This window comes from Acrocarpospora pleiomorpha (genome assembly GCF_009687885.1).
Lineage (GTDB): Bacteria > Actinomycetota > Actinomycetes > Streptosporangiales > Streptosporangiaceae > Acrocarpospora > Acrocarpospora pleiomorpha.
Map to the genome: position 1 here is coordinate 144,266 of NZ_BLAF01000011.1, position 12,516 is coordinate 156,781.

Annotated in this window: 12 protein-coding genes and 1 pseudogene; 7 read left to right on the top strand and 6 right to left on the bottom strand. The window is 69.2% G+C overall.

Going from position 1 to position 12,516, the window contains the following annotated elements; all coding sequences use genetic code 11:
- The first annotated feature begins 10 nt into the window (after positions 1-10).
- The 3 genes from Aple_RS11235 to Aple_RS11245 are packed head-to-tail and all read left to right on the top strand — an operon-like array spanning position 11 to position 5,105.
- On the top strand, positions 11-2,110 hold the full coding sequence (locus Aple_RS11235; protein ID WP_155344474.1) for a hydantoinase/oxoprolinase family protein: 2,100 nt from the start codon (positions 11-13) through the stop codon (positions 2,108-2,110).
- Positions 2,107-4,317 (top strand): hydantoinase B/oxoprolinase family protein, encoded by a 2,211-nt coding sequence (locus Aple_RS11240; RefSeq protein WP_155344475.1) that lies wholly within the window; start codon positions 2,107-2,109, stop codon positions 4,315-4,317. The genes Aple_RS11235 and Aple_RS11240 overlap by 4 nt, the downstream gene beginning before the upstream one ends.
- Complete coding sequence (locus Aple_RS11245; protein ID WP_155344476.1) at positions 4,314-5,105, top strand: SDR family NAD(P)-dependent oxidoreductase; 792 nt, start codon at positions 4,314-4,316, stop codon at positions 5,103-5,105. The genes Aple_RS11240 and Aple_RS11245 overlap by 4 nt, the downstream gene beginning before the upstream one ends.
- A gap of 125 nt (positions 5,106-5,230) precedes the next feature.
- On the opposite strand, the gene Aple_RS11250 is transcribed toward Aple_RS11245, so the two are convergent.
- Positions 5,231-5,542 (bottom strand): SCO4225 family membrane protein, encoded by a 312-nt coding sequence (locus Aple_RS11250; RefSeq protein WP_373869577.1) that lies wholly within the window; start codon positions 5,540-5,542, stop codon positions 5,231-5,233.
- 448 nt (positions 5,543-5,990) lie between these two features.
- Here Aple_RS11250 and Aple_RS11255 point away from each other — a divergent pair, with 448 nt between their 5' ends.
- Together Aple_RS11255 and Aple_RS11260 are read left to right on the top strand one after the other, a co-directional pair.
- Positions 5,991-6,512, top strand: coding sequence for a phospholipase (locus Aple_RS11255; protein ID WP_155344478.1), 522 nt, complete (start codon positions 5,991-5,993; stop codon positions 6,510-6,512).
- Between the two features lie 308 nt (positions 6,513-6,820).
- Positions 6,821-6,958, top strand: coding sequence for a hypothetical protein (locus Aple_RS11260; protein WP_155344479.1), 138 nt, complete (start codon positions 6,821-6,823; stop codon positions 6,956-6,958).
- 305 nt (positions 6,959-7,263) lie between these two features.
- Here Aple_RS11260 and Aple_RS11265 read toward each other — a convergent pair whose 3' ends face one another.
- On the bottom strand, positions 7,264-7,677 hold the full coding sequence (locus tag Aple_RS11265; protein WP_155344480.1) for a hypothetical protein: 414 nt from the start codon (positions 7,675-7,677) through the stop codon (positions 7,264-7,266).
- A gap of 263 nt (positions 7,678-7,940) precedes the next feature.
- Here Aple_RS11265 and Aple_RS11270 point away from each other — a divergent pair, with 263 nt between their 5' ends.
- Together Aple_RS11270 and Aple_RS11275 are read left to right on the top strand one after the other, a co-directional pair.
- Positions 7,941-8,258, top strand: a complete 318-nt coding sequence (locus tag Aple_RS11270) for a hypothetical protein (RefSeq protein WP_155344481.1) — start codon at positions 7,941-7,943, stop codon at positions 8,256-8,258.
- Positions 8,251-8,787 (top strand): TetR/AcrR family transcriptional regulator, encoded by a 537-nt coding sequence (locus tag Aple_RS11275; RefSeq protein WP_155344482.1) that lies wholly within the window; start codon positions 8,251-8,253, stop codon positions 8,785-8,787. The genes Aple_RS11270 and Aple_RS11275 overlap by 8 nt, the downstream gene beginning before the upstream one ends.
- Before the next feature lie 40 nt (positions 8,788-8,827).
- On the opposite strand, the pseudogene Aple_RS11280 reads toward Aple_RS11275, so the two are convergent.
- The 4 genes and pseudogenes from Aple_RS11280 to Aple_RS11295 all read right to left on the bottom strand — a co-directional run bounded on the left by Aple_RS11280 (position 8,828) and on the right by Aple_RS11295 (position 12,343).
- Positions 8,828-9,408, bottom strand: a pseudogene (locus Aple_RS11280) (GTP-binding protein).
- Positions 9,389-9,739: a DUF742 domain-containing protein gene (locus tag Aple_RS11285; RefSeq protein WP_218038246.1), complete on the bottom strand. Its 351-nt coding sequence runs from the start codon at positions 9,737-9,739 to the stop codon at positions 9,389-9,391. The pseudogene Aple_RS11280 and the gene Aple_RS11285 overlap by 20 nt, the downstream one beginning before the upstream one ends.
- Complete coding sequence (locus tag Aple_RS11290) at positions 9,736-10,161, bottom strand: roadblock/LC7 domain-containing protein (protein WP_155344483.1); 426 nt, start codon at positions 10,159-10,161, stop codon at positions 9,736-9,738. Before Aple_RS11290 ends, Aple_RS11285 begins: the two co-directional genes overlap by 4 nt.
- Positions 10,142-12,343, bottom strand: coding sequence for a sensor histidine kinase (locus Aple_RS11295; RefSeq protein WP_155344484.1), 2,202 nt, complete (start codon positions 12,341-12,343; stop codon positions 10,142-10,144). Before Aple_RS11295 ends, Aple_RS11290 begins: the two co-directional genes overlap by 20 nt.
- Positions 12,344-12,516: the final 173 nt, after the last annotated feature.

Here is a 12,516-nt window from a genome sequence, read left to right on the forward strand (position 1 = left end):
GATCGTGCAGATGACTGCGTTGACCGGATGTGCCATCGGCGTCGACGTCGGCGGCACCCACACCGACGTCCAGGTCGCCTGGAACGGGCGGCTCGAGCGCGGCAAGGCGCTCACCGACTACACCGACTTCAGCCGCGGGCTGCTGCGTGCCATCGAGGTGGCGGCGGAGAAGTTCGACGTGTCGCTGGAGCACCTGCTGGCCCACACCGACACGATCTTCAACGCCACCACGGTCGTCACCAACGCGATCTCCGAGTTCCGCGGCGACCGCGTCGGCGTCCTCGTCACCGCCGGGTTCAAGGACACCTTCCGGCTCTCCGGCGGGCCGCGGCTGGCCGAATTCGACGACCACCTGCAGGTCAACGTCCCCGACCTGGTCGACCGGCGCGCGATCATCGAGATCGGCGGCCGGATGTCCGCCCAGGGAGCCGAGCTGGTCCCACTCGATCCGGCCGAGGTCGACGCGGCGGTGGACACCCTGGTCCTGGACCGGGGTGTGGACGCGCTGGCCGTCTGCCTGCTGTCCAGCTACGCCAACCCCGCGCACGAGCAGGCCGTCGAGCAGCGCGTCCGCGAGCGCCACCCGGGGGTGTTCGTGAGCAGCTCGCACCGCCTGTTCCCGGTCATGCGCGAGACCCGGCGCTGGACGACCGCGGTCCTGAACTCGTTCGTCCAGTCGACGGCGGAAACCTACCTCGACACGATCAACCGCAGCCTGGCCGAGCACGGGTTCGCGGGGACGCTGGCGTTCTTCCAGGGCCTGGGCGCCGGCATCACCCAGCGCCGCGCCAAGGAGTTCCCGCTGTCGCTGCTCGCCTCCGGCCCGGCGGCCGGCGCGATGGGCGCCAACGCGCTGGCGCGGACCCTCGCCACACCCGACATCCTGCTCGGCGACATGGGCGGCACCAGCTTCGACACCTGCCTGATCCGGGACAACGAGGTCCGCATCAACAAGAACCTCGACCTCGGCCAGCTGCAGACCGGCCTCAATCTCGTGGACGTCGTCTCCATCGGCGCCGGCGGCGGAAGCATCGCCTGGGTGAGCGAGCGTGGCGTGCCGCAGGTCGGCCCGCGCAGCGCCCGCTCCACCCCCGGTCCCGCCTGCTACGGCCGTGGCGGCGAGGAGCCCACCGTCACCGACGCGATGGTGTGCCTCGGCGTGATCGACCCGGGCAACTACCTGGGCGGCCGTACGCCCATCTACCCCGACCTGGCGGACGCGGCCATCCAGCGCGGGCTGGGCGAGCACTTCGGCTGGAGCACCGAGGAGTCCGCCGTCGCCGTGCACGACCTCGTCGTCGCCAACATGTCCAACGCCATCCGCGAGGTCAGCGTCCGCAAGGGGCACGACCCGAGGCGGTTCACCTTCCTGGCCTTCGGCGGCACCCTGCCGATGTTCGCCTGGCAGATCGCCCAGGCCGTCGGCATGTCCGAGGTGATCATCCCGGCGAACAGCTCGGTCTTCTGCGCGCAGGGGCTGCTGCACTCCGACTTCGCCATCCGCCGCGACCACAGCCTGTTCTGGAGCCTGGACGACCCGAGCGCGCTCGACTCGGTCAACGCCGCCACCGACGCCTTCGTGACCCAGGCCGTGGCCGACATGGTCGCGGACGGCTTCGACCTCGACCAGCTGCGAGTGAAGCGGTACGCGGACCTGAAGTACCCCGGCCAGGTGTACGAGCTGACGATCGCCATGCCGGAGCGGATCACCGCGGACGCCCTGGACGAGCTGCGCGCCCGCTTCCTCGAGCTCTACGAGAGCACCTACGGCGAGGGCACGGCGTGGACCGGCGCGGCGCCGATCATGCAGAGCTACACCGTCGCCGTGTCCACCCGTCGCGAAGCCCCGCAGATGTTCGGCGAGGCCGACTCCACCGCGCGAGCCCAGGACGGCCCGCCGCCACGGCGCCGCGTCTTCCTGCCCGAGACCAAGCAGTGGCAGGAGATCCCGGTCGTGCCCGAGTCGTCCTTCGCGTCCGGCGACACCTTCGCGGGCCCGCTCATCGTCGACGCCACCGACACCACCGTCTACGTGCCGACGGGCGTCGTCATCGGCCGGGACAAACTGGCCAACTACCGCCTCACGGCAGCCCAGGAGGGACGGTCATGACCGCGACCAGCATGATGAAGGACCCCGTCGGCGCCGAGGTGCACCGCAAGGCCCTGGAGAACCTGGCCAACGACATGGGGCTGACACTGGTCCGCACCTCGGGCTCGCCGTCCACGACCGACGCCAAGGATTTCAGCACCTGCCTGCTCGACGCGTCCGGCGAGCCACTGGCGATGTCGTCGTCGATGCTCGCGCACTCCGCGTCCTCGCTGCTCGGCACCAACGCCGTCATCGACGCGCTGGCCGCCGCCGGCCAGACGCCCAGGCCCGGCGACGGCTGGCTGGTCAACGACCCGCACCGCTGCGGCGCGCTGCACCAGGCCGACGTCGGCGTCGTCACTCCGATCTTCCGGACCGACCAGGGCGACGACCTCGTCGGCTGGGCCTTCTCGAACGTGCACCTGCTCGACGTCGGCGGATCGGGCGTGTCCGGCATCGCCCCGTCCGCGCTGAGCATGTACGAGGAAGGGCTGCGCCTGCCGGCGGTCCGCGCCATCCGGGACAACCGGCTCGACGAGGTCTGGGCCGGCTACATCGCCGCCAACGTGCGCGCGCCCGAAGCGGCCATGAACGACATCCGCAGCATGCTCGCCGCCAACAACACCGGCGTACAGACGATGCGGCGGATCATCGACGCCTACGGCGCGGAACGCCACCACGAGTTCGCCGGCATCGGCAAGGATCTCACCGAGAACCTGCTGCGCGCGCGCATCGCGAGCCTGCCCGACGGTCGCTACGAGTCGGTGGAGTTCATCGAGTTCGACGGCCACGGCGTGGATCGCCTGGTCGAGGTGCGGGCGGCCGTGATCGTCGACGGCTCGGACCTGCGCTTCGAACTGCGCGGCGACCCGCAGGTGGACGCCTTCGTCAACTCCGGGCGCGGCTCGTCCTACGGCAGTGTCATGGTGACGATCCTCACCATGCTGGGGTACGGCGACCTGCCGTACAACGCGGGTGTCTGGCGGCCCCTGCACATCGACCTCGGCGAGCCCGGCTCGGTGATCAACCCGACCGAGCCCGCGCCCGTCAGCCTCGGCCACGCGGAGGCGGGCACGCGAGTCACCACGGCCGTGCGGCAGGCGCTCAACCAGGCGCTGGCGCTGAGCGCGGACCCGGTGGTCCGGTCCCGCGTGGCGGGCATCCCCAACGACAGCACCAACATCGCGGGACTGTTCGGCGTCGCCGACAGCGGCGCCCCCGCCGTACTGTTCTACATGGACGGCGCCGCCGGGCTCGGCGGCCCGGCGCAGACGGTCGGCGACGGCCAGGACGCCTTCGGCATGTCGATGATGTCCGGCTGCGGCATGCCCGACGCCGAACTGTACGAGTCCACCGATCCCGTGCTGTTCCTCTGGCGGCGCCTGCACGTCAACAGCGCCGGTCCGGGACAGACCCGCGGCGGGCTCGGCACCGACCGGGCCTACGTGCTGCGCGGCGCCGACTCGGTCAGCGGCTTCAACACCACGGTGCTGCGGGAGCGGCCCGCGGTCGGGACGGGCGGCGGCGCGCCCGCCAGCGCGGGCAACCAGTACCCCGTCCGGCAGTCCGGTGTCGACGAGCTGATGGCCCGCGGGGTGCAGCCGCTGTCGGTTGAGCAGCTCGCCGGCGAGATCGACATGATCCGCGCCAAGGACGGCCGGTTCACCCTCTACCGGCACGACACGTTCCGGACGATCGGCGGCGGCGGCTCCGGGCTCGGCGACCCGCTGCTGCGCGACCCGGAGGCCGTCGGCCGCGACGTCTACGACGGCTACCTCACCCGCGGGCACGCCGAGGCCGCCTACGGTGTGGTGACCGGCGACGACGGCGTGGTCGACACTGCGGCGACGGTCGAACGGCGCGAGCAGATCCGAGCGCGGCGCCTCGGCGTTCCACCGGCGGTGCCACTGCGGCCACCGGCCGACCCAGGCGTGAGCGTACGCCCCGACGAGAGCCACTGGCGGTGCGGCCACTGCCGGCACCCACTCTGCGACCGCGACGGCGACTGGCGCGCCGAGGGCACCGTCACCCACGTCGAGCCCGTCGCCGACTGGGCCGCCGCCCGCGAGATGGCCGTCTACGCGCGCACCGCCGAGCCCCGCATCCTCGTCACCGAGCACTACTGCCCCAACTGCGCCGCGGCCCTGCACACCGACGTGCTGCCCGAAGGCGTCACCTACGCGAGCCCCCGGCTGGCCCCGGCCGCAACGATGGAGACCGTCCGATGACCAGCCGCGCCGACGTCAGCGGAAAGGCCGCACTCGTCACGGGCGCCGCGGCCGGCATCGGGCGCGAGGTCGCCGCCGAACTGGTCCGCCGCGGCGCCCGGGTGGTCGGCGTCGACCGCGACGCCGAACCGCTGGAGGCCCTGCGGACCGAACTCGACGACGCCCCCGGACGCTTCCTGCCCTACGAACTCGACCTCCGTGACGTCGGTGCCTACGCGGCCTTGCTCGGCTTCGTCGAACGCGAACTCGGCGGACTCGACATCCTCGCCAACGTCGCCGGCATCACCCGCTGGAAGCAATGGCACGAGGTGACCCTCGACGACTGGGAGCAGATCATCGAGGTCAACGCCCGCGCCGTGCTGTTCCTGACACAGCAGGCCGTCCCGCTCCTGGCGAAGGACGGCGGCGGCGCGGTGATCTCGATCGCCTCCATCGCGGGCAAGGGATTCCGCCGCACGTCGTCGGTGGCCTACGCGGGTTCGAAGGCCGCGGTGATCGCGATGTCCCGCGTGCTGTCCAGCGCCCTCGCGCCGATGAACATCCGCGTCAACTGCCTGTGCCCCGGACCTGTCGAGACCGGCTTCCTCGCCGAGGGCATGCGGAACTTCTCCGACCGCAGCGGCGACTCGGCCGACATCGAGCACGAGCAGTGGCTGGCCCAGGTGCCCCTGCGGCGGGCAGCCGAGCCGATCGACATCGCCGACCTGGTCTGCTTCCTCGCAGCCGACACGGGCCGCTGCATCACCGGCCAGGCGTGGAACGTCGACGGCGGAATGGTCTTCGACTGACAGCGACACCGCGGCTCGCCCACACGAACAGAGGGCCGGTCCTCTGCTCTCGATCCCCCGAAAAGCAGGCGGGACAGCGCCCCCAGTCCTGTCCCGCTCGGCTCTCCCGGACTCGTCCGTGGGAATCACCCAGATTCAGCCTGAGCCGCGGTCTTCTTGCGTCCGCGAATGACCAGCCAGAGAAGCCATGCCTGAAAGAGCCCACCGGCGGTGAACATCAGCACGTTGAACACGATGTCGCCTGAATCGATCACGGAGCCGAGCAGCAGCGAGGTCGGCAACGTAGGGATGATCAGTACGAGCCCGTCCAAGGGATCACCACCCGGCTGGCTCAGAAGAACCACCAGGTAGACGGCAGAGGCAAGAACGATCAGCGCGTAGGCGCCACCAATAGTCAGGGCCACGGTCCCCCGGGTCAACCCTCGTTGCGATCTCATGGCCACAAGCCTGCTCGTTCCACAACGCCCGCTGATGAGTAGGAATACTCAAGCCATCCTGGCCAGACTGCTCATCCTGACTGACGCGGAGCGAGAGCGTTCCATGTGCAGGACTAACAGCCCCTGCCTACACCACCGGCAGGGGCTGTTTGCTGTTCCAACGCGGAGGGCTGGCGCCCCCAGCTCGGCAAACGCGGTGGCACGCTCCTGCGCCGCAGCCTCCCGCGGCATGTGCGGCACCAAGACCGCGGAGATCCGCAGCTCGTGACACCGCCACTACAAAGAGTGCTGACAGAAAAGAAGCCGGATTGTAAAGGGTGATTGTTTGTGAATATTAGGGCCGATCTTGATGCAGATCTGCTCCGGCGCCGGAGGTTATTTCGCCTCATCGTTACGCAGTGGCAGACCACTGCTGTTGAGGTTTCCCCCCGAACGAAGGCAGAGCCCCATGGTCAAGCGAGCCCTCGCAATCGTCGCCCCCTCCCTCGCCACATTACTCGGATTAACACTTCCTGCATACGCGGTTACGCTGCAGCAAAAGCTCGCCACACTTTCCAGCTTCAGCCAGCCCACCACTGCCAGCGCCAACAACTGGCGGGCCGCCTGGCAGAACCAGGGCGCCTGGGCTGACTACGCCTTCGACTGGTCGACCGACCTGTGCTCCTCCAGCCCCGACCAGCCGCTCGGCTTCGACTTCAGAATGCCGTGCCGCCGCCATGACTTCGGTTACCGCAACTACAAGGCCGTGGCCCAGTTCCCGGCCAACAAGCCGCGCATCGACGACGCGTTCTACTTCGACATGAAGCAGGTCTGTGCGACGTATTCCACCATCCCCCGGAACACCTGCAACGGAATCGCCTGGACCTATTACCAGGCCGTCAAGCAATTCGGCGCCCTCAATGTCACCGAAGCGCAGATCGAGCAGATCCGCCAGACCTCCGAGCAGTCAGCACAGCTCGCCGGGATGTGACCCGATACCCGAGGATCCGCCCGACGCCGGAAAGAAGGCATGACTTATGAGCCTTTCCGGCAGTAACTTGAGATAGCACTTAATCCGGACGAATTGCAGAATTGAATACGTCAACTCTCTCTAGTGTTTGACGGCAATTCGAAGGGTGTGATAGCGGGTGGCTGGGCCCGCCAAATCGGGCTCAGCCACCCCGCCGCATGCCGTCTCGGCCCACGGATTCCCGAAGATCGCCGGCCTAAGCTTCCCTACGGATCGCGGCGTGTGTGCTAGCCGTGGGATCGACGTCCGAGTGGCATTCGGGGCACCAGGTGACAAACCGCGGGTCCGCCGAGCGGGTGGTGGAGCAGGAGCACGGGCTGTCGGCCGGGGTAGCGGGCAGCGACGTCATGACGGAGATCATGCAGTATGTGAACTTTCTGCGGGCTGGATCTACCGTCATCTGTTGAGCGTGCCAGCCTGGCCCAGTGAATCAAGGGCACCTGCGGGTGATCAAGCGCGTCGGCACGGTGGTCTTCGACTTTCTCAAGGCCTTCTCCACCGGCCCGGTCCCACCGTCAACGGCGTCAAGGAACAGGCCATGAACGTCGCCGCCGCCGGCAACGGGATCGACGGCATCAAGAGACGCCTGGAGCAGGTCGAGCGGAAGATCGCCAGTGGCGAGATCGTCGTTCCCGCCCTGTGATCGGCGCAACGGCGTCAGATGGCGCTCAGGCCGCTGGGAACGGCCCGGGCCGCCGTTCGTCCGGTCAGGTCAGTACTTGTAGACCCACTGTCCGGTGACGTACGAGCCGTTGACGTAGAGGTCCGCGGTGGCCGCGAAGACCTGGGCCCAATTCGCCGTTGCGCCGAGGGTGGTGACGTGCCGGGTCGAGCCGATCGAGCCGCCGTTGCTGGCCGACTTGCAGACCAGTGTTGCGTTGTTGCCGTTGTCCAGGGTCTGCCAGCCGCAGATCTTCAACGTGATCGAGGCGCTGGAGTCGCGGTAGATGTACGCGTCCACGGTCCACGAGTAATTGTTGAAGGTGACCGTGCCCCAGGCGGCGCCGTCGTAGGCGGACACGCTGAAGCTGCGGGTCACGGCGGCCTCGGCGGGCGAGGCGGTGAGGACGCTGAGGCCCAGGGCAACCGTGGTCGCCGCGGCGGTGAGCATTCGGGTGGTCTTCATGATGTCTCCGTTTCTTGAGTGTCCCGGGAGAGCATCGCCAGGGCGGCTTGACACAGGCTTGCCACTCGCGGCGGGGACGGGCGGTCGTCGCGGGCGGGCGCGTCAAGGGCATGTCAAGCCGCGGGCCGGGTGCTCCCGATGGCCAATCGTGCGGATCGCCGACAAGGCGGATTCCCGGCGTCCTGGGAAACCAGCCGCTTGACGGCTAACAGTGTTAGCCACACCATGATGGCTAACACTGTTAGCCGCATGAGGAGACGGATGTGACTACGCCCGCCACCGCACGCCGGGCCGCCGAACCGGTTCGCAGGGTTGCCTGGGGGACTTTCGCTGCTTTCCTGGGCGCGTTCGCCGTCTTCGAGTCCGTTAAGTACGGCCTGCCCACCACGGCGGCCGCGGTCGCGTCTCTGGCTGTGCCGTTCGCGTTCCGGACCAACCGGGTGGCCCAGTCGGCGTTCCTGCCACTTGCCGTCATGATCGCCTACGCGTTGTTCACGCCGGTCGCGATGCCGCCGGTATTCACCGCGGGGCTCGGCTGGCTGACCGGTGTCGCCGTCCTGCGCGCGGCCCGTCGTGGCTGATCGGCTCGCGCAGATCGTCGCCGCCGCCAGGGAACTGCTGGAAACGCAGGGCCCCGAGGCAGTGTCGATGCGGCGCATCGCCGACCGGCTCGGCATCCGGGCGCCGTCCCTGTACAAGCATCTGCCGGACAAGGCGGCCGTCGAGTCGGCCCTGCAGGCGGAAGGACTGGCCGGTCTGGCTGAGGCGCTGGAGGCGGCCGAGGCCGGCAGGCGCGACGGGCCGGCGCTGTCCGCGTTGGCCGCCGCTTACCGGCAGTTCGCGCTGGAGCATCCGCACCTGTACCGGCTGACCAGTGATCGCCCGCTGGCCCGCGACGCGCTGCCCCCCGGCCTGGAAGCGCGCGCCGTCGCCCCCCTGCTGCGCGCGGTGGGCGGTGACATCGACGTGGCCCGCGCGGTATGGGCCTTCGCCCACGGCATGGTGCTGCTGGAATTAGACGGCCGATTCCCGCCCGGCACCGACCTGACCGGCGCCTGGCTGGCGGGCACCACCGCCTTCGCAGTCCCCCGACACCCGCTCACGACGTGAAGGTTCAGCACCCGATCGGCCTGGAACACGCCACCGCCGGTCAGCTTTTGAAGACGCCCTCCACCGCGTACGTGACGAGCATGGTCAGCACGTCCTTGACCGACTCGCGGTCGCGTACGTCGCAGAGCATGATGGGCGTGAGGTCGCCAAGCCCAAGTGCCCGCCGTACGGTGCCTGGTTCGTGGCGGCGGGCGCCGTCGAAGCAGTTGACCGCGACCAGGAACGGGATGCCGCGCTGCTCGAAGTAGTCGATGGCGGCGAAGCACTCCCGCAGGCGGCGGGTGTCGGCGAGGACGACCGCGCCGAGCGAGCCGATGGCCAACTCGTCCCACATGAACCAGAACCGGTCCTGTCCGGGCGTGCCAAACAGGTAGAGCCACAGGCCTTCGCGGATGGTGATGCGGCCGAAGTCGAGCGCCACGGTCGTGGTGGTTTGGATTCCACGCCTGAGGTGTCGTCCACGCCGATGCCGCGTTCGCTCAGCAGTTCCTCGGTGTGCAGCGGGCGGATCTCGCTGATCGTGCCGACCATGGTGGTCTTGCCGACGCCGAAGCCGCCGGCGATGAGGATCTTGATGGCCAGCGCCGAGGAGACCTCGGACTCAGAGGCGGCGTAGCCCATTCAGCACTTCCCTGTAGATGCGTTCGTCGATCATCTGTGCCACCGGACGCGGCCGGTCGATGGTCACCAGGCCTTCCCGGCGCAGATCGCCGAGAATCACGCGGGTGATGTTGAGCGGCAGCTTGAGGTGCGCCGCGACGTCCGCCACCGGGCAGGGCTTGCGGCACAACGACAGGACGGTGAGATGTTCCAGCATCAGGTCCGCCCGCTCGGCGGCCACGCTGACGGTCGTGACGATGGCCACCAGGTCGAAGGCCTCGCCCTGCGGGCGCGCGCGGCCACCGGTCAGGCCGAAGAGCCTGATCAGTGGCCCGGGATCCTGGCCTGTCACGGCTGTGGACCATTCCAGGCGGGTGCCGGAGCCGATCCTCTCGGCTGCGTGGACAGGTGCTCGCCGACTCGCTTGACCAGCAGCGCCATCTCGTAGGTGATCATGCCGAGGTCGGCGTCGCCCGTCGCGAGCACGGCCAGCCTGGCGCCCTGGCCGGCTCCGGTGACGAGCAGGAAGCCGCCTTCCATCTCGATGATGGTCTGCCGTACGCCGCCGAGACCGAAATGCCGTCCGGCGCCCTGCGCGAGGCTGTGGCTTCCCGCGGAGATGGCGGAAAGGTGCTCGACGTCCTCCCGCGTCAGTTCCCTCGACCCGCCCATGGCAAGACCGTCGGCGGACAGGACGATGGCGTGCCGGATGTCGGGGACGCGCTGGGTGAGGTCGTCGAGCAGCCACTTCAGTTCAGCTCCGGGGTTGTGCATCGGGATGGCCGTCCTTTCGATTCCACGTGTCGTGTCCCTGCTCGACCTGGGTACGGCCCTGCTGCCAGCCGCGTTGCATCGACGACATGAGTCTCCGAAGCTCTTCCGGAGATCTCACGGAGACGTCCCGCTGTTCCTGGGACGGCGTGCCGCGAAGCTGCGGAGCCAGGTTGGCCAGGGGGACCCGCATCGGCAATCCGTCCAGATCGTCGTCGTCCGGCACGGGCGGGGTCCTGCGTGCCGGCACCGGAGACGGAGATCGCTCGGCCGCGAACCAGTCCGGCGTCCCCTGGGACCAGGTGTCGGGCATCGCGCTCAGCACCCGCGTGGGGGCCGTCAGCTGGGCGTACCGATCGGTTACCTCCGCGGTGGCGAGCAGGCTCGACGGCAGCAGCACGATCGCGGTGGTGCCGCCGTACGGCGAGGGCCGGAGCGCGATCTTGATGCCGTGCCGGGCGGCGAGCCTGGACACCACGAAGAGGCCGAGCCGGTCGCTGTCGGCCAGGTCGAACTCCGGCGGTTCGACGAGCCGCGCGTTGACCTGATCGAGCGTGGCCGGGCTGAGCCCCAGACCCCGGTCCTCGACCTCCAGCCCGAAGCCGTTCGCGGCCACCGCGCTGCGGATGTGGATCGTGGTCTCGGGGGGCGAGAAGACCGCGGCGTTCTCCACCAGCTCGGCCACCAGGTGGATCACGTCGGTGACCGCCGCGCCCACCAGCGCCGGGGCGTTCGGCATGGGGGCCACGATGACGCGGGTGTAGTCCTTGACCTCGAGCACCGCGCCGCGTACGACGTCGTAGAGCGGCACCGGGTCGCGCCACCTCCGGGCCGGGGCGGAGCCGGACAGGATGATCAGGTTCTCCGCGTGCCGCCGCATCCGGGTGGTGAGGTGGTCGAGTTTGAAGAGATCCTCCAGGATCTCCGGTTCGTCGACGCGGCGCTCCATCGTGTCGAGCAGGCTGAGCTGGCTGTGCAGCAGCGCCTGGTTGCGCCTGGCGAGGTTGAGGAAGACCTGGCCGACGCCCTTGCGGAGGGTCGCCTGGCCGACGGCGGCCTCGACGGCGGTGCGCCGTACGGCCGAGAACGCCCGCACGACCCGGTCGAACTCGGCGGTGTCGGCGGGGGCCGGGTCCGGGGCCTCGGTGGCCGGGTCCACGTCGTCGCCCCTGCGCAGCCGCTCGACCAGCCGGGGCAGGCGCTCCTCGGCGAGCTCCACGGCCGAGGCCTGCAGCCGCTTGAGCTCGTTGATCAGCAACCGGCCGAACCGGTAGGACAGCACGACCGACAGGATGACCGCGATCAGGCCGAGAACCAGGACCAGGCCGATCCGCCAGTACGCCGCGGTCTTGGCCGCCTGCTGTTCCGCCGCGGCCCGGCCGAGCTCCTGCGAGGTGTCCTGGTTGATCGTGTTGAGGATCGCCTCCGCGTCGCTCTTCCACTCGGCGGGATCCACCGGCGGCGCGCCGTTGGTGTCCCACACGAAGAGCCTGTCCTCCACGGCCACGAGCCGCTTGTACGGGCCGCCGTTCAGGAGATCCTGGTAGCGCTCCCTCAAGTCGGGACCCATGTCGCGGTCGGCGTTGGCGAAGACGAGCCTGCGGCTGGTCATCGCGGCCACGAACGCGGCCCGGTCGGTGGGGGTCATCTTCTGGTGCACCATCGTGCTGGTCAGCACGGCGTGCTCCCTGCCCAGGTATTCCGCGGTGGCGCTGTAGGCGGACATGCCACGCACCGCGCGGTAGGACGACACGTCGCTCAACGCGTCGCGATCGCTGAACTGCCGGTTGGCGACGCCGATCAGGTCGTCGTACGCGTCGATGACCTTGAGCGGAGGGGTGAGCCTGCCGCTGTCGGCGGACGCGCGCAGGTCACCGAGCCCGTCGAGCGCCTCCATCAGAGCGCGCACCGCGGCGGGGGTCCCGCTCTGGGGGACCGAGTCCACCGACCCGATCGCCTCGCGCAGGCGCCCCATCTTGCCGTCGGTGACCCGGCGCTGATCCGCCAAGGGCTGGTCGGCACCGGTGCCGCCGACCGCCTCGGCGGAGAGCTGGCGCTCCCGCTGAAGCTCGACGATCAGCTGCAGCACCGGTGAGCCGATGGCCTCCCAGCGGTCCTGGCTCTGGGAGATGTCGACGATCTCCTGGACGCTGGAGTAGGCGATGAACCCCCACAAAGCGATCATGGAGATCAGGGGAATCAACAGGATTCTGAGAAGCTTGGAGCGAATTGGCGGCGGCGAGCTCAACCTTCACGTCCCATTCCGCGCATAAAGTGCGCTACCGACTATGATCTTGGCTCGCCCCCAAGAACACATACCACCGCGTAATACGCCGGTGGTTGCACCACTATGCCCAC

Excerpts from the sequence above, each read along its gene's own strand:
- Aple_RS11240 (WP_155344475.1), top strand. The coding sequence starts at position 2,107 with ATGACCGCGACCAGCATGATGAAGGACCCCGTCGGCGCCGAGGTGCAC.
- Aple_RS11235 (WP_155344474.1), top strand. The coding sequence starts at position 11 with ATGACTGCGTTGACCGGATGTGCCATCGGCGTCGACGTCGGCGGCACC.
- Aple_RS11245 (WP_155344476.1), top strand. The coding sequence starts at position 4,314 with ATGACCAGCCGCGCCGACGTCAGCGGAAAGGCCGCACTCGTCACGGGC.
- Aple_RS11295 (WP_155344484.1), bottom strand. The coding sequence starts at position 12,343 with ATGATCGCTTTGTGGGGGTTCATCGCCTACTCCAGCGTCCAGGAGATC.
- Aple_RS11250 (WP_373869577.1), bottom strand. The coding sequence starts at position 5,542 with ATGAGATCGCAACGAGGGTTGACCCGGGGGACCGTGGCCCTGACTATT.
- Aple_RS11255 (WP_155344478.1), top strand. The coding sequence starts at position 5,991 with ATGGTCAAGCGAGCCCTCGCAATCGTCGCCCCCTCCCTCGCCACATTA.
- Aple_RS11265 (WP_155344480.1), bottom strand. The coding sequence starts at position 7,677 with ATGAAGACCACCCGAATGCTCACCGCCGCGGCGACCACGGTTGCCCTG.
- Aple_RS11290 (WP_155344483.1), bottom strand. The coding sequence starts at position 10,161 with ATGCACAACCCCGGAGCTGAACTGAAGTGGCTGCTCGACGACCTCACC.